The sequence below is a fragment of the Modestobacter sp. VKM Ac-2977 genome, assembly GCF_026968045.1.
Lineage (GTDB): Bacteria > Actinomycetota > Actinomycetes > Mycobacteriales > Geodermatophilaceae > Modestobacter.
Window position 1 is genome coordinate 596,984 of the sequence record NZ_JAPVBQ010000001.1, and the last position, 15,321, is coordinate 612,304.

General features: G+C 75.6%; 17 protein-coding genes. 10 read left to right on the plus strand and 7 right to left on the minus strand.

What is annotated here, in order from left to right:
* Positions 1–111: 111 nt before the first annotated feature.
* Positions 112–1,008: an N-acetyl-1-D-myo-inositol-2-amino-2-deoxy-alpha-D-glucopyranoside deacetylase gene (gene mshB, locus O2V63_RS02855; RefSeq protein ID WP_269166057.1), complete on the plus strand. Its 897-nt coding sequence runs from the start codon at positions 112–114 to the stop codon at positions 1,006–1,008.
* Positions 1,005–1,421 (plus strand): hypothetical protein, encoded by a 417-nt coding sequence (locus O2V63_RS02860; protein WP_269166058.1) that lies wholly within the window; start codon positions 1,005–1,007, stop codon positions 1,419–1,421. Before mshB ends, O2V63_RS02860 begins: the two co-directional genes overlap by 4 nt.
* Here the strand turns inward: O2V63_RS02860 and O2V63_RS02865 are convergent.
* Positions 1,378–2,130, minus strand: coding sequence for a GNAT family N-acetyltransferase (locus tag O2V63_RS02865; protein ID WP_269166059.1), 753 nt, complete (start codon positions 2,128–2,130; stop codon positions 1,378–1,380). The genes O2V63_RS02860 and O2V63_RS02865 overlap by 44 nt on opposite strands.
* A gap of 18 nt (positions 2,131–2,148) precedes the next feature.
* On the minus strand, positions 2,149–4,968 hold the full coding sequence (locus O2V63_RS02870; RefSeq protein ID WP_269166060.1) for a bifunctional diguanylate cyclase/phosphodiesterase: 2,820 nt from the start codon (positions 4,966–4,968) through the stop codon (positions 2,149–2,151).
* Positions 4,969–5,195: 227 nt separating this feature from the next.
* Between O2V63_RS02870 and fdxA the strand changes: the two genes are divergently transcribed.
* Together fdxA and dapC are read left to right on the plus strand one after the other, a co-directional pair.
* Positions 5,196–5,516 carry a ferredoxin gene (gene fdxA, locus O2V63_RS02875; RefSeq protein ID WP_014739194.1) on the plus strand — a complete coding sequence of 107 codons (321 nt, stop codon included), beginning with the start codon at positions 5,196–5,198 and terminating at the stop codon, positions 5,514–5,516.
* A complete protein-coding gene (dapC, locus tag O2V63_RS02880; RefSeq protein ID WP_269166061.1) occupies positions 5,513–6,616 on the plus strand; it encodes a succinyldiaminopimelate transaminase in 1,104 nt (367 codons plus the stop codon). The genes fdxA and dapC overlap by 4 nt, the downstream gene beginning before the upstream one ends.
* On the opposite strand, the gene O2V63_RS02885 is transcribed toward dapC, so the two are convergent.
* Positions 6,613–7,545: an AraC family transcriptional regulator gene (locus O2V63_RS02885; RefSeq protein WP_269166062.1), complete on the minus strand. Its 933-nt coding sequence runs from the start codon at positions 7,543–7,545 to the stop codon at positions 6,613–6,615. The two genes, dapC and O2V63_RS02885, sit on opposite strands and share 4 nt — an antisense overlap.
* 81 nt (positions 7,546–7,626) lie before the next feature.
* Between O2V63_RS02885 and O2V63_RS02890 the strand changes: the two genes are divergently transcribed.
* Together O2V63_RS02890 and O2V63_RS02895 are read left to right on the plus strand one after the other, a co-directional pair.
* Positions 7,627–8,460, plus strand: a complete 834-nt coding sequence (locus O2V63_RS02890) for an NAD(P)H-binding protein (protein ID WP_269166063.1) — start codon at positions 7,627–7,629, stop codon at positions 8,458–8,460.
* Positions 8,457–8,927, plus strand: coding sequence for an anthrone oxygenase family protein (locus O2V63_RS02895; RefSeq protein WP_269166064.1), 471 nt, complete (start codon positions 8,457–8,459; stop codon positions 8,925–8,927). Before O2V63_RS02890 ends, O2V63_RS02895 begins: the two co-directional genes overlap by 4 nt.
* Positions 8,928–8,934: 7 nt before the next feature.
* On the opposite strand, the gene O2V63_RS02900 is transcribed toward O2V63_RS02895, so the two are convergent.
* Positions 8,935–9,855 (minus strand): hypothetical protein, encoded by a 921-nt coding sequence (locus tag O2V63_RS02900; RefSeq protein WP_269166065.1) that lies wholly within the window; start codon positions 9,853–9,855, stop codon positions 8,935–8,937.
* Positions 9,856–9,924: 69 nt separating this feature from the next.
* Positions 9,925–10,908: a 2,3,4,5-tetrahydropyridine-2,6-dicarboxylate N-succinyltransferase gene (gene dapD, locus O2V63_RS02905; RefSeq protein ID WP_269166066.1), complete on the minus strand. Its 984-nt coding sequence runs from the start codon at positions 10,906–10,908 to the stop codon at positions 9,925–9,927.
* 112 nt (positions 10,909–11,020) lie between these two features.
* On the opposite strand from dapD, the gene dapE reads away from it, so the two are divergent.
* The 4 genes from dapE to O2V63_RS02925 are packed head-to-tail and all read left to right on the plus strand — an operon-like array spanning position 11,021 to position 13,869.
* Positions 11,021–12,151, plus strand: coding sequence for a succinyl-diaminopimelate desuccinylase (gene dapE / locus O2V63_RS02910; RefSeq protein ID WP_269166067.1), 1,131 nt, complete (start codon positions 11,021–11,023; stop codon positions 12,149–12,151).
* Positions 12,148–12,996 carry a TIGR00730 family Rossman fold protein gene (locus tag O2V63_RS02915; RefSeq protein WP_269166068.1) on the plus strand — a complete coding sequence of 283 codons (849 nt, stop codon included), beginning with the start codon at positions 12,148–12,150 and terminating at the stop codon, positions 12,994–12,996. Before dapE ends, O2V63_RS02915 begins: the two co-directional genes overlap by 4 nt.
* A 2-nt stretch (positions 12,997–12,998) precedes the next feature.
* The gene (locus O2V63_RS02920; RefSeq protein ID WP_269166069.1) at positions 12,999–13,406 is read left to right on the plus strand and encodes a DivIVA domain-containing protein; all 408 of its coding nucleotides are present in this window, start codon (positions 12,999–13,001) and stop codon (positions 13,404–13,406) included.
* A complete protein-coding gene (locus O2V63_RS02925; protein ID WP_269164925.1) occupies positions 13,399–13,869 on the plus strand; it encodes an SRPBCC family protein in 471 nt (156 codons plus the stop codon). The genes O2V63_RS02920 and O2V63_RS02925 overlap by 8 nt, the downstream gene beginning before the upstream one ends.
* A gap of 109 nt (positions 13,870–13,978) precedes the next feature.
* Here the strand turns inward: O2V63_RS02925 and O2V63_RS02930 are convergent, their stop codons facing one another.
* Both O2V63_RS02930 and O2V63_RS02935 read right to left on the minus strand, forming a co-directional pair.
* Entirely contained in the window at positions 13,979–14,725 is a 747-nt protein-coding gene (locus O2V63_RS02930) for a cytochrome c oxidase assembly protein (RefSeq protein ID WP_269166070.1), read from the minus strand.
* Positions 14,722–15,198, minus strand: coding sequence for a DUF2243 domain-containing protein (locus tag O2V63_RS02935; protein ID WP_269166071.1), 477 nt, complete (start codon positions 15,196–15,198; stop codon positions 14,722–14,724). Before O2V63_RS02935 ends, O2V63_RS02930 begins: the two co-directional genes overlap by 4 nt.
* Positions 15,199–15,321 lie beyond the last annotated feature (123 nt).

The following is a 15,321-nucleotide window of genomic DNA, read 5'->3' on the forward strand; positions in this document are numbered from 1 at the left end:
TCAGGCGGGAGTCCTCCGGACCCCGCGCCTGACATCGACAGCTCGCTGTGCTCGCGGCCGTTGCGGGACACGGGTACGAGCGTCCTGGGCCGTCACGGTGTAATTGCTCGCGTGACTGCTCCACGCCGGCTGATGCTCGTGCACGCCCATCCCGACGACGAGACGATCAACAACGGGGCCACGATGGCCCGGTACGTCGCCGAGGGGGCGCACGTCACCCTGCTCACCTGCACGCTGGGGGAGGAGGGCGAGGTGCTGGTGCCCGAGCTCGCCCAGCTGGCCGCCGACCAGGCCGACCAGCTCGGTGGCTACCGGATCGGTGAGCTGGCCGCGGCGATGGCCGCGCTCGGCGTCACCGACTGGCGGTTCCTCGGCGGGGCGGGCCGGTACCGGGACTCCGGGATGATGGGGACGGCGGCCAACGACGCCCCGCGCGCCTTCTGGCGGGGCGACCTGGACGAGGCGGTCGCGCACGCGGTCGCCGTCGTCCGTGAGGTGCGCCCGCAGGTGCTGGTCACCTACGACGAGGACGGCGGCTACGGGCACCCCGACCACATCCAGGCGCACCGGGTCGCGATGGGCGCGGTGGAGGCGGCCGCCGACCCCGGCTACCGGGCCGACCTCGGGCCGGCCTGGCAGGTCGCGAAGGTCTACTGGAACGCCATGCCCCGCTCCGTCGTGCAGCGGGGGATCGACGCGATGGCCGCCCTGGGGGAGGAGTCGCCGTTCGCCGCGCTGGGCGACCTGGACGAGGTGCCGTTCGCGGTGGCCGACGACGTCGTGACCACCGAGGTCGACGCGCGCGCCCACGCCGCGCGCAAGGAGGCCGCGATGCGCGCCCACCCGACCCAGATGACCGTGGACGGCCCGTTCTTCGCACTGTCGAACAACCTGGGCCAGGAGGTGCTGGCCACCGAGCACTACCGGCTGGTCCGCGGGGAACGGGGCCCGGCCGGGTCGGGCCCGCAGGGCTGGGAGGACGACCTGTTCGCCGGGCTGCCGGGGTGAGGCTGCTCCGACTGCTGGGCTGGTCGGTCGCGGCGGTGGTCGTCGCCGCCTGGCTGGCGCTGGTCCAGGTGCTCTGGCTGCCCTGGCGGGTCGGCGGGGTCCCGGTGCCGATCTCCCTGGTCGTGGCCGTGGTCGGCAACCTGCTGCTGGTCGACGCGGCCCGCCGGCTGTCGGGCTCGCGGCTGGTCGCCGTCCTGCCCGCCGTGGTCTGGCTGGCCGTCGCGCTGGCCGGCACGATGCGCCGGCCGGAGGGCGACCTGCTGCTCCCTGGCGGCGACGCCGCCACGCAGGCGGTCACCCTCGGGTTCCTGCTGGTCGGCGTGGTGGCTGCCGCCTTCGCCGTCGGCCGTGCGCTGGGCGCTGCGCCGGTCAGGCCGGCCGGTGCCGGTAGTGGTAGCGGTGGTGCTCGATGAACCCCGCCTGCCGGTAGAGCGCCCGGGCCGGGGCGTTCCCGGCGGTGACCTGCAGGTAGACCGAGTGCGCGCCCCGTCCGGCCGCCCACCGTCCCAGCGCGGCCATCACGGCGGTGGCCAGCCCGCGACGCCGGTGCTCCTCCGCCACGGTGACCGCAGTGACCCCCAGCCAGCCGTCGGTCAGTGCCCCTCGGGCGACCGCCGCCAGCGGGGCCGGGGCCGGGTCGAGGCGCACCGAGGCGAAGACGACGTCCGCGGCGGAGGTGAGCACCTGGCGGGCGACCGGCGGCAGCGCCGCCCCCCGGTGCCGGTAGCCGGCCAGCCAGGCGTCGTCCGGCGTGGGGGAGAGGTCGACCGGGACGGCGGGCTCGGCCGGCCGGCCGATCGGGGCGGTGAGCACCAGCACGTCCTCGTCCCGGGTCCACCCGGCCGCGTCGAAGGCCGCATCGGCGCGCCGGGACTGCACGCCGGGCAGCTGGGCGGACGGCCGGAGACCCCGGTCGTCGTACCAGCGGGTGACGGCGGCGACCGCCTCGGGCAGGGGCAGCCCGGGGTCACCGACGACCAGTGCCGAGTTGGCCCGCCCGGTGAAGCCACCACCGGCGCGCAGCAGCCAGTCGCCCAGCCGCTCCTCCGCCAGCGCCTGCCAGCCACGGGCGGCCAGCAGTTCCAGCTCCGGTACCCCCAGGGGTGAGCGCCGCTGTCCCATGGGGTCGATCCTGCGGTTTCAGGTGGGCGGGGCCGTCACCGGGGTCGGCAGCCGCTCGGCGAGCCAGTCGAGGACGTGCTCGGCCGCCATCGGCCGGGCCACGTGGTAGCCCTGGGCGACGTCGCACCGCCACTCCCGCAGCGCGGCCAGCGCGGCGGCGTCCTCGACGCCCTCGACCACGATCGTCATCCCCAGGTCCCGGCCCAGCTGCAGCGTGCTGCGCACGATGGCCGCCGCCCGGACGTCGGAGGTGAGCTGGCCGACGAAGCTCCGGTCCAGCTTCAGCTCGTGCACCGGCAGCGCACGCAGGTACGACAGGGACGAGTACCCGGTGCCGTAGTCGTCGATCGAGAGCCGGACGCCGAGGGCCCGCAGCCCGGCGAGCACCTGGGAGCTGCGCGCCGCGTCGGCCATCAGCACGTCCTCGGTGATCTCCAGGGTGAGCGCGGCTGCCGGTACCTCGGTCGCCTCCAGCAGCATGGCGACCTGGTCGGGCAGGGCGACGTCGGCGAGGTTGGACACCGACAGGTTCACCGCGACCGACAGGTCGTGGCCGGCGGCCCGCCAGCCCTGCAGGTCGCGGAGTGAGCGCTCCAGCACCCGCAGCGCGAGCCGGCGCATCAGGCCGGCCTGCTCGGCGAGGCCGAGGAAGGTGTCCGGGGCGAGCAGGCCCCGCTCGGGGTGCTCCCAGCGCACCAGCGCCTCCACGCCGGTGACTCGGCCGCTGCGCAGGTCCAGCTGTGGCTGGTAGTGCGGCACGAGCTGGTCGGAGTCGAGCGCGTCGCGCAGCTCCTCGAGGGTCTGCAGCCGGTCGCGGGGGTCCGTGGCGCCGTCCGGCGTCCAGACCTGGGAGCCGTCCCGGGCCCGTTTGGCCGAGTACATGGCGGTGTCGGCACGGGCGAGCAGCAGTGAGCGGTCCCGGCCGTGGTCGGGGCACACCGCGATGCCGATGCTGGCGTCGACGTGCAGGGACATGCCGTCGAGCACGAAGGCCTCGCGCAGGGCGGCACCGAGCCGGTCGGCCACCTCCTGGGCCCGGGTCGCGTCGGCGTCGGGCAGCAGGACGGCGAACTCGTCGCCCCCCATCCGGGCCAGCAGGTCCGCCGGCCCCAGTGGCTGCTCGAGGCGGGGGCCGACCAGGCGCAGCAGTTCGTCGCCGACGCTGTGCCCGAAGCTGTCGTTGACCTCCTTGAAGCGGTCCAGGTCGATCATCAGCACCGCACAGGACCGGGCCGGCGTCGCGTAGACGGTGCGCTCCAGCTCCTCGGTGAAGCGCCGTCGGTTGGCCAGGCCGGTGAGCGGGTCGTTGTGCGCCTCGAGCGCCAGTTGCTGGACGCGCAGCTGCTCCACCGCCCGCAGCTCTGCGTTCTGCACGACGAGGGCCCCCTCGAGCACCACCTGCTGGACGGCCTGGCGCAGCGACGGGGACCACTCGCCGGTCCCGCTGGAGGAGCCGGTGACGACCATGCCGAGCAGCCGGTCGCCGGACAGCAGCGGCACGCTGAGGTAGGAGGTGAGGCCCAGCGCCTGCACCAGGTCGGCGTCCAGCAGATCGCTGGCGACGGCGTCGGGGACGAAGACCGGGCGCCGGTCGCGGACGGTCAGCTGCCACAGCCGGACGTCGCTGACGTCCTGGCCGACCAGCCGGTCGCGGATCACCTGGATGTTCTGCTCGGGCCATCCGACGTGGCGCACCTCGCCCAGCCGGCCGGCGTCGTCGAGCAGGTAGGCGGCGCTGCGCTCGGTGCCGGCGAGTCCCCGCACGACGGTGGCCAGCACCTCGGCGGCCTCGGCCACCCCGGTCGCCGACGCCCCGTCGACGAGCAGCTGGCGGACGGCGCGGGCGGTGCTGAGCGATGCGGCGCGGGTCTCGGTGGCGCGCGCCTGCTCGATGACCCCGCCCAGGTGCGCACCGGCGGCCGAGGCGAGCCGGCGGACGTCCTCGGAGAAGGGCTGGATCGAGGGGCTGTCCAGGGTCAGCACGCCGGACAGCTGGGGGCTGCGGCCCAGGGGCACGGCGAGGCCCGAGGCGATGCCGAACGCGTCGACCCACCAGCCGGTCAGCAGGTCGGAGTCCCGGTCGGCGGACATCGGGCGACCGGTGCGCAGCACCTCGTCGGCCAGCCGGAGCGGCTCCGGTGCCTGGCGGAACTGCGTCCAGGAGCCGATGTCGCGCCGGCCGTCGGCGTAGCTGGCCATCCGTGGCACCAGGACGCCGTCCTCCAGCAGGAAGACGCAGGCGCGGTGGACCTCGCCCAGCGCGGCGAGCTGCTCGCAGGCCGAGCCGAGGAGCTGGTCCATCGACCGGGCGAGGGCCGCGCTCTCGATCAGCCCGATCAGCACCTCGGCCTGGGCCAGCCGGCGCTGCTCCGACCGGCGCGTCCAGGCCTCCTGCAGGGCCACCGCCAGCCGCGGGGTGGCGTGCCGCAGCTGCGAGGCCGAGGCGGCCGCGGCCGGCTCGATGACGAGGGCACCGACGACCTCGTCGCCCACCAGGAGCGGCTCGCCGTGGGCCGAGCGGACGCCGTACCGGCCCGCCTCGTCGGCGAGCGACCGCGGGGCGTCGTCGAGGTGCATGTTCAGGGTGCGGCGCTCGCCGATCACCGCGGAGAGCACCGGTGAACGGTCCAGGGACAGCGGCACCCGTTCGCTGGGTGGCACCTGACCGACCGGTCCACCGGAGCGGACCTGGCGGAAGGGGACGGCGACGCCGGTGCTGGCCTCGTGCACCCAGACGGCGACCCGGCTGGCGCCGGAGCTGCGCTGCAGCCGGAGCAGGAGCTGTTCGAGGGCGGCGACGGCGTCGTACGGCGAGGGCGGGTCTCCCTGCGCCTGCACACCGTCACCGGACGTCGTCGCATCTGACACACCGCTCCATCGGCGGGACGGGCCGGCCCTTGAGGGTGTGCGGCAGGTCACCCCCCGATCGGGTGGCGCGGTCCGGCGGCACGTCGGTGGCCCACCCATCGCGCTGAGCGGGCAGGCCTCGGGTGATACTGGACGTGATCGACCGCAGTCCCTGGCCTGCCAGGGAGCTCACCGCCCGCACGTCCCGGAGGAACCCCGTGACCTACGTCATCACCCAGGCCTGTGTCGACGTCCTCGACAAGGCGTGCATCGACGAGTGTCCGGTGGACTGCATCTACGAGGGCGACCGGATGCTCTACATCCACCCCGACGAGTGCGTGGACTGCGGCGCCTGCGAGCCGGTCTGCCCGGTGGAGGCCATCTACTACGAGGACGACGTCCCGGACAAGTGGAAGGACTTCTACAACGCCAACGTGGAGTTCTTCTCCGACCTCGGCAGCCCCGGTGGTGCCGCCAAGACGGGCAAGATCAACAAGGACCACCCGCTGGTGGCCGCGCTCCCGCCCCAGGGCGAGTGAGCACGGTCCGGCTGCCGGACTTCCCCTGGGACTCGCTGGGCCCCGCCCGCGCTCGCGCCGCTGAGCACCGCGGTGGTGCGGTCGACCTGTCGATCGGCACGCCGGTGGACCCGACCCCGACCCTGCTGGGGGAGGCGCTGGCCGCGGCCGGCAACGCCCCCGGGTACCCGACGGCGTTGGGCACCGCGGACGTGCGGCGTGCGGCGGCCGGCTGGCTCTCCCGCCGGCTCGGCGTCCAGCTGGCCGACCCGCTGGGGGCCGTGCCCTCGGTGATCCCGACGGTGGGCTCCAAGGAGCTCGTCGCGCTGCTGCCGACGCTGCTGGGGCTCTCCGGCACCGGGACGGTGCTGATCCCCGAGGTCGCCTACCCGACCTACGAGGTGGGCGCCGTCGTGGCCGGGCTCTCCGTGCAGCGCACCGACACCCCGCCGGCGGTCCGTGGCGACGCCGTCCTCGTCTGGCTGAACTCGCCGGGCAACCCGCACGGCCGGGTGCTCACCGACGACGAGCTGCGCGCCTGGGTGGCCTGGGGCCGCACGCACGGCGTGCCGGTGGTGGCCGACGAGTGCTACGTCGAGCTGGGCTGGGACGGCGTCCGGCCGCGGTCGGTGCTGCACCCCGACGTCGCCGGGCCGGACCACACCGGTCTGCTGGCCGTCCACTCGCTGTCCAAGCAGTCGACCGCCGCCGGCTACCGCGCCGGCCTGCTGTCCGGTGACCCGGCGCTGGTCCGCCGGGTGTGGGAGGTGCGCCGCCACCTCGGTCTGCTGGTGCCCACCCCGGTGCAGGCGGCGATGGCCGCCGCGCTGGCCGACGACGGCCACGTGGACGCCCAGCGGGAGCGCTACCGGTCCCGCCGGGACCGGCTGGCCCCGGCCGTGCTGGCCGCCGGTGCCCGGATCGACCACTCCGAGGCGGGCCTGTACCTCTGGGTCACCCGCGACGAGGACTGCTGGGCGACGATCGACTGGCTGGCCGGGCTGGGCATCGTGGCCGCACCCGGCAGCTTCTACGGCCCGGCCGGGAGCCGGCACGTCCGGCTGGCGCTCACCGCCACCGACGAGCGGATCGACGCCGCCGTGCAGCGCCTCACCCGCTAGCTCGCGAGAGTGGCGCGGTGGGCAGCCGGGCTGACCCCGGTGGCCCGCTTGAAGGCGGTGCTCAGCGCGAAGGGGCTGGCGTAGCCCACCCGGTGGGCGATGCCGGAGAGGGTCAGGCTGCGGTCACGGAGCAGGTCGGTGGCGAGCGCGATCCGCCAGCTGGTCAGGTAGCCCATCGGCGGCTCGCCCACGAGTTCGGTGAAGCGCCGCGCCAGCGTCGCCCGGGCGACCCCGACGCCATCGGCGAGCGAGGCGACGGTCCACGGCTCCGCCGGACGGTCGTGGAGCAGGGTCAGCGCGGGCCCGACGACCGGGTCGCCGGCGGCCACGTACCAGCCGGGGGCCCGCGCCTCGGGTCGGGCGGCCCAGACCCGCAGTGCGGACACGAGGGTGACGTCCAGCAGCCGGTCCAGCACGGCCTCCTGGCCGGGCGCCTCCCGGGCCACCTCCGCGGCGAGCAGCCGGGTCACCGCGGACGTGCCCTCGTCGGCGGGGACGACCACCAGTGGCGGGAGCGCCCGCACCAGCCGCTCGCCCACCGCGCCGGGCTGGGGGTAGGTGCCGGTGAGCAGCACGGTGCCCCCGGCGGCGTCGTTGCCCCACGCGCGGGTGCCCAGCTCGGCCATCCCGGTGCCCGACCCGACCGGCGTGCACTGCTGCCCGGGGCCGACGGACACCTGCGGCGGCGTCGACGGCTCGTCGGCCACCGTGTAGTGCTGCGGGCCGCGGACCAGGGCGACGTCGCCGGCGCCGATGTGCTCGGCGCGGCCGTCGGCGAGCACCACCCACGCCGACCCGTGCAGGACGGCGAGCAGGGTCAGCGGTGCCTCGTCGGCGATCCGCATCGACCACGGCGGGCTGAGCAGGGAACGCAGCAGGAACGCCCCACGCGCGTGCGGGCCGTCGAGCAGGGCGGAGACGGCGTCCATGCGGCGCAGCGTAGACGCTGACGCATGTCATCGCGCTCCTCGGCGATGGATCGTCTCGATTCACCTCGCTGTACTGACGTCATGACCGAACAGCTGATCCTCCTGACCGGCGGCACCGGGACGACCGGCCGCCGCATCGCCCATCGACTGCGGGCCCGTGGCGTGCCCGTGCGGGTCGCCTCCCGGAGCGCTGCCTGCCGGCTCGACTGGGCCGACCCCACCACCTGGGACGCCGCACTGGCCGGCACCTCCGCGGTGTACCTGGCCTACGCGCCGGACCTCGCCGTCCCGGGGGCGGACGACGTCCTGGCCGCCTTCACCGACCGGGCCGCCCGGGCCGGGGTCGGCCGGGTGGTGCTGCTGTCCGGCCGGGGCGAGCCCGCCGCACAGCGGGCGGAGCGGGCCGTACGGGAGACCGCCGCCGGTGCGGGGCTGGACTGGACCGTGGTGCGCTGCAGCTGGTTCGTGCAGAACTTCACCGAGGGGCAGTTCGCCGACGCGGTGCGCGCCGGTGAGCTCGTACTGCCCGTGGACGACGTGGTCGAGCCGTTCGTGGACGCCGACGACATCGCCGACGTGGCCGTCGCCGCGCTGCTGGACGACGGGCACGCCGGGCTCACCCACGAGCTGACCGGGCCGCGGGCGCTGACCTTCGCTGCGGCGGTGGCCGAGCTCGCCGCGGCGACGGGCCGGCCGGTGGCCTTCCGGTCGGTGGCGCTGGCGGAGTTCACCGCTGCCCTGGCGGCAGACGGCGCGCCGCCGGAGGTGGTGGAGCTGATGACCCACCTGTTCACCGAGGTCCTGGACGGCCGCAACGCCGCGCCCACCGACGGCGTGCGGCAGGCACTGGGCCGCCCGGCCACCGACGTCACCGACGCGGTGCGGCGCAGCGCGCTCGCCGGGAGCCGGGCGTGAACGGGGACCGCCCACCCGTGCTGGTGGTCGCGACGATCGGTTCGGGGCTGGTCGCCGGGGCCTTCGCCGTCTTCAGCCTGATGGTGGTGCCGGCGCTGACCGCCCTGCCCGGCGCCGCCGGTGCGGCGGCGATGCAGTCGGTCAACCGCACGGCGGTCCGCCCGGGCTTCATGACGTTGCTGTTCGGCACCGCGCTGGTCTGTCTGGCGCTGGGCGGGGCCGAGCTCGCCGGGGCGCGTCGGCCGGCCGTGCTGACCGGTGTCGCGCTGTACCTGTTCGGGGTCGTCGGGGTCACCGTGCTGGCGAACGTCCCGCTCAACGACGCGCTGGCCCGGCTGGACGCCGCGGCGCCGGGTGCGGCGGAGGCGTGGCGGGAGAACGCCGGCCGCTGGACCCGGTGGAACACCGTGCGCTCGCTCGCCGCGACGGGCGCGGCCACCGCCTTCCTGCTCGCGTCGGCCGACTGACCGCCGGTCAGTCCAGGCTGAGCCGGAGCGGGAGCTCGAAGGTGCTCGGAGTGCTCTCCCAGCCGACCGCGGGGGTCCAGCGCCAGCCGTCCATCGTCACCTCGGTGAGGCCGAAGCGCTCTGCGTGTGCCACCGCCCAGGTGGCCTCCGGCCAGCCGGCGCCGGCGATGGAGACGGTGCCGTCGGTCTCGACCGTGGGCTGGCCGGCCTCCCGCCGGGCGGCCTCGGTGACCACGGCCGTCCGGTCGGCCAGGGTGGCCGGCCCGGCGCCTGGAGCCGCGCCGCAGGTCAGGGCGGAAGGAGAGGTGGCGAGCAGGGCACCGCTCAGCGCGCTCGCCATCGGCTCCCACTGCTGGTACGCCTCCGGGTACCCGCTGCGCTGGACCGCCTGGGCCACCTCGGTGAGCCGTCCGGTCTCCCAGCCGGGCACCTCGACCAGGCCGTCGAAGAACTTGCCGGCCGAGTAGACCGGGTCCCGCACCTGCGCCTCGCTGCCCCAGCCCTGCGAGGGCCGCTGCTGGAACAGGCCGAGGGAGTCGCGGTCGCCGTAGTCGAGGTTGCGCAGCCGGGACTCCTGCTGCGCGGTCGCCAGCGCGATGACGGTGGCCCGCGGCGGCAGGCCACGCGAACGGGCCACCGCCGCGATCGTCGCCGCGTTGGCCGCCTGCTCGGCGGTGACGCTGACGTCCGTCCCGGGCACCGTGCACCCGGCGAGCACCGACGGCGTGCCCTCCTCCTCCCGCCAGAGCAGCGCGATGGCGGCGAGGAGGGCGGCGACGAGCACCAGCGGCCACAGCGTCCGCGCGCGGCTCGTCCGGCGGGCCCGGCGCCGCGGGGCGGGTCGGGCCGGGGGACGGCGCGCCGGACGTGCCGCGGGGCGGGCGGCCCGCGGCGGGGGCCGTCGGCCCGCGACCGGGGTGCTCACCATCGCGCCGATCGTAGGTCGCCGAACTGTCAGGGACCTGGAAGGCGAGGGCCCGCGCGGCGGCCCCCGGCCTCAGTTGGCGTGCAGTGCGGCGTTCAGCGCGCCCCAGTCGCCGTCGCGCGGCAGGGCCTCGAGCGCGCCGCTGAGGGAGTTGCGGCGGAACAGCAGGCCGTCGCGACCGGAGAGCTCGCCGGCCTTGATCGACGTCCCGTCGGGGAGGAGCACCTTCGACCCGGCAGTCACGTAGCAGCCGGCCTCGACCACGCAGCCGTCGCCGAGGGAGATGCCGATGCCGGCGTTGGCGCCCAGCAGGCAGCCCTTGCCGATCGAGATGACCTGCTTCCCGCCACCGGAGAGGGTGCCCATGATCGAGGCGCCGCCGCCGACGTCGGAGTCGGCGCCGACGACGACCCCGGCGCTGATCCGGCCCTCCACCATCGAGGGGCCCAGCGTGCCGGCGTTGAAGTTGACGAAGCCCTCGTGCATGACCGTGGTGCCCTCGGCGAGGTGCGCGCCCAGCCGCACCCGGTCGGCGTCGGCGATCCGCACGCCCGAGGGGACGACGTAGTCGACCATCCTCGGGAACTTGTCGACCCCGAAGACGGTCAGGTGCCCGGCGTCCGCGCGCAGCCGGGCACGCGCCGCGTCCAGCTCGGTGGCGAGCACCGGGCCCGCGCTGGTCCAGGCCACGTTGGCCAGCAGCCCGAAGACGCCGTCCATGTTGACCCCGTGCGGCCGCACCAGCCGGGCGGAGAGCAGGTGCAGGCGCAGGTAGACGTCGTGGGCGTCGACCGGCGGGGCGGACAGGTCGGCGATGGTGGTGGAGACGGCGACCGACTGCACGCCGCGGGCCTCGTCGGTGCGCACCAGCCCGGAGAAGTCGGGCCCGAGCAGCCCCTCCAGCTCCAGCACCCCGATCGGCTGGGTGCCGCTCTCGCCCTGGTCGGCGCTGCTGAGCGTCGGGGAGGGGAACCAGGTGTCGAGCACCGTCCCGTCGGAGGTGAGGGTGGCGATGCCGACGCCGTTCGCGCCGGTGGTCTCTGCAGCGGTCGTCACGGGCAGTCAGGCTACCCAGGGCGCCCCAGCGTGGCCTGGCTGCAGGGGCCGGATGCGGGCGTCAGCGAGGGGCGGGGGGCACCCAGGCCCTTCCTCACTACCCTCGGCGGTCGTGAGCCCTGCCGACCAGCCGCTGCCCCCGCTCGACCTGAGCGCCGACGTGCTCACCCTGACCCGAGCCCTGGTCGACGCGCCCTCGGTCTCGGGCACCGAGGGGCCACTGGCCGACGCCGTCGAGGCGGCGCTGCGCGGGCTGGGCGGCCTGGAGGTCGAGCGGGTGGGGGACACGGTGCTGGCCCGCACGAACCTGGACCGGCCCACCCGGATCGTGCTCGCCGGGCACCTGGACACCGTGCCGATCGCCGACAACCTGCCCAGCCGGGTCGAGGTCGTCGACGGCGAGCAACGGCTCTACGGCTGCGGTACCAGTGACATGAAGGCCGGCGACGCGGTGATGCTGCGGCTGGCCGGGATGTTCGGCGTCCCCGGGGCGCAGCCGGCCCGCGACCTCACGTTCGTCTTCTACGACAACGAGGAGGTCGAGGCGGTCCGCAACGGCCTGGGCCGGGTGGCCCGCGAGCGCCGCGGCTGGCTGTACGGCGACCTGGCGGTGCTGCTGGAGCCCACCGACGGGGTGGTCGAGGGCGGCTGCCAGGGCACGCTGCGCGTCGTCCTCACCGTGCCCGGCACCCGTTCGCACAGCGCGCGTTCCTGGCTCGGTGTCAATGCCGTGCACGGCGCCGCCGGCATCCTCGCCACCCTGGCCGCCCACCCGGCGCGGGAGGTCGAGATCGACGGTCTCCGCTACCGCGAGGGGCTCAACGCCGTGCGGATCGAGGGCGGGGTCGCCGGCAACGTCGTCCCGGACGTCTGCCGGGTGACCGTGAACTTCCGGTTCGCCCCGGACCGGGACGAGGACCAGGCCCTGGCGTACGTGCGCGAGGTGTTCGCCGACGCGCTGGCCGCCGGGGTCACCCTCGAGCTCACCGACACCTCCGGCGGCGCGCTGCCCGGCCTGTCGGAGCCGGCCGCCGCGGCGTTCGTCGCCGCGGTCGGGCAGTCGGCCCGGGCGAAGCTGGGCTGGACCGACGTGGCCCGCTTCGCCGCGTTCGGCATCCCGGCGGTGAACTACGGCCCGGGTGACCCGAACCTGGCCCACACCGTCGAGGAGCACGTCCGGGTCGACCGGTTGCAGCCGGCCGAAGACGCCTTGATCGCCTACCTGAGCGGGAGTGACGCATGAGCCAGACCGACGACGGTGCCCGGCGGCGGCCGATCCGGCACCGCGGGCCGATCACCCTGCGCGGCGGCGAGCCCGACCCGCAGAACGCCGGGACGACGACCGACCAGCGTCTGTTGGACCGCCGCGGCAGCAGCGACTGGGTGCACACCGACCCGTGGCGCGTGCTCCGGATCCAGGCCGAGTTCGTCGAGGGCTTCGGCCTGCTGGCCGACCTGCCGCGCGCGGTGAGCGTCTTCGGCAGCGCCCGCACCCCGCGGGACTCCGCGTACTACGCCACCGGGGTGCAGCTGGGCGCAGCGCTGGCCGACGCCGGCTACGCGGTGATCACCGGCGGCGGCCCGGGCGCGATGGAGGCGGCGAACAAGGGCGCCTGCGACGCGGGGGGCACATCGGTCGGGCTGGGCATCGAGCTGCCGTTCGAGCAGGAGCTCAACGAGTGGGTCGACGTCGGCGTGCTGTTCCGCTACTTCTTCGTGCGCAAGACGATGTTCGTCAAGTACGCCCAGGCGTTCGTCATCCTGCCCGGCGGTTTCGGCACGCTCGACGAGCTGTTCGAGGCGCTCACCCTGGTGCAGACCCGCAAGGTGACCCGGTTCCCGGTGATCCTCTTCGGCAGCGAGTACTGGTCCGGGCTGGTCGACTGGATCCGGCAGACGATGGTCGCGCAGGGGACGGTGAGCCCGGCGGACCTCGACCTGCTGCACGTCACCGACGACGTCGCCGAGGCGGTCGCGATCATCCAGGCCGCGGACGCCACTCGCGGTGAGCACGAGTCGGAGCCGCCCCCCGGGGAGGCGGTCCCCGACCCCGCTCCCCTTCCCGGCTCGGCCACGGTCGACGACTGAGCATGGCCGGACTCGTCTTCGTCGTCAGCCTGCTGCTGGTCGGCGGGCTGCTGTTCCTCGGCGCCTCGCTGCTGCTCGGCCGGGGCGAGACGCAGCCCCCGGCCGAGCCCGAGCGCTCCCCGGTGCAGCTGCCCGAGGGGCGGGCGGTGGTCGCCGACGACGTCCGGGCGCTGCGCATCTCGGTGGCGGTGCGCGGGTACCGGATGACCGAGGTCGACTGGCTGCTGGACCAGCTGGCCTCGGTGCTGGACGACCGGGACGCGGAGATCGCGGCCCTGCGGGCACAGTTGCCGGGTGCCCAGTTGCCCGGCGTCCAGCGTCCGGTCGACCAGCGAGGCACCGAACCCGGAGGCCTCCCCGTCCTGGAGGACGGCCCCGGGAGTGACGAGGAGAGGCGGGCCGATGCCTGAACTGGTGGAGCAGGTCGAGGTGGACGCACCACCGGAGCAGGTGTGGGCGGCGCTGGTCGACTGGGACCGGCAGGGTGAGTGGATGCTCCTCACCGACGTGCGGGCCGGCGCCCGCGACGGGCAGGGCGTGGGTGGGGAACTCGCGGCCACCACCGGCGTCCGGCTGCCCGGTCCGCTCGGGGGCCGCCGGCTGGGGGTGCTCGACACCATGTTGATCACCGGCTGGGAGCCGCCCCGCCGGGTGGACGTGCGGCACACCGGGCGGGTGGTGCGCGGCACGGGAACCTTCGAGGTGCGGCCCCGGGACGACGGCGGGTCGACGTTCGTCTGGACCGAGGGGCTGGACCTCCCGCTGGGTGCGCTGGGTCGGGCCGGCTGGCCGCTGGTGCGCCCGGTGATGGCCGCCGGAGTCCGGCTGTCGCTGCGCCGCTTCGCCGCCTACGCGCAGGCCCACCCCGCCTGACGGCGCGGGGAGGGCGCGCTCTGCACGCTTTTCGTCCGCTCTGCACGTGCTGCTGCACAGGCAGAGCGGACAGAACCCGTGCAGAGGGGCAGGGGGGGGCGGAGCGCGCTCAGGCCGGGGTCGGCAGGGCGGCGCGTTCGGCGTCCCGGACCGTCGCCCGCGACCGGTACCACTGCCGCCACAGCAGGGCGGCCACCAGCACGTGCACGACCGTGCCGCCGTGGTACATCAGCTGGGCGCCGGCCTCGGCTCCGGTGACCCCGGCCGGCGGTGCCGCGTAGAGCGCCTTGGCCAGCACGTCGTGGGCGGCTGCTCCCGCCGCCAGCGCCACCGCGCGGGCGACCACGCCGCGGCGGTGCCCGATCGGGTCCAGGGCCAGGACGGCGGCCGTGGCCAGCCAGCCGGTGAGGAGCACGTGCACCGAGACCAGCAGGTGCATCCCCGGCGAGTGCAGCATCGCCGTCAGCAGACCGGTGCCGTAGAGCAGCCACAGGCCGGCGGCGTTGATGCCGGTGGCCACGAACGGATCGGTGAGCACTCGCACCGGTGCCGTGCGCAGCGCCCGGCTGACCCGCCGGGCAGCGGGCGCGGGCAGGGCGCGCAGCAGCAGGGTCGAGGGGCGGGCGAGCACGAGCAGCACCGGGGCGACCATCCCCACCAGCAGGTGGGCGGCCATGTGCGCGCGCAGGTCGCCGTGGGTCGTGGCGAGCGGCCCGGTGAGCGCGACGGCCAGGCAGCCCAGCCCGGCCAGCCAGGCCGCCGTCCGACCCACCGGCCACGGGGAGCGCGAGCGGGCGACCCCGGCCAGGTAGAGCGCGGCCGGCACCAGCACCACGGTCCACACGGCCTGGCTCACGGTGCCGGCGATCTCGGAGCGGGGTGGGTGCGGGCCCGCCGGAGCAGCAGCACCCCGGCCAGCAGCACCAGGGCCCCGGCGCCGATCCACGCCACGTCGTAGCCGGTGAGGTCGACGCCGTAGCGGACCTGGTGCAGCCGCAGCAGCTTGTGGTGGACGACGCCGTCCCAGACCTGGAACGCCCCGGCGCCCACCAGCACCGCACCCCACCAGGCGCCCGCTGCGAACGACCGCCGCCGGCGGACGTCGGCGAGCAGCGCCAGGCCGGCCACGGTCGCCGACCAGGTGGCGGCGTGCAGCAGCCCGTCGGAGACGAGCCCGGCGGCGCCGCTGGCCCGGTCGTAGAAGTGGTGCCAGTGCAGCAGCTGGTGGAAGACGATCTCGTCGACCGCACCCGCGGCGCCGAGACCGAACAGCAGGCCGGAGACGAGCAGCCGCCGACGGTCGGGCCGCCCGGGATCGGCTGCGGTCACGGGACCTCCGTCGTCCGGCTGCTGGTGGTGCCCGGTCGCTGCCCGGCCGCCGACCGGGGGAAACCCCCAGCCGGTCGTACGACCCAGGGCTGAGCCGGCCCGCCGGGCTTCCGTCCCCGGGGC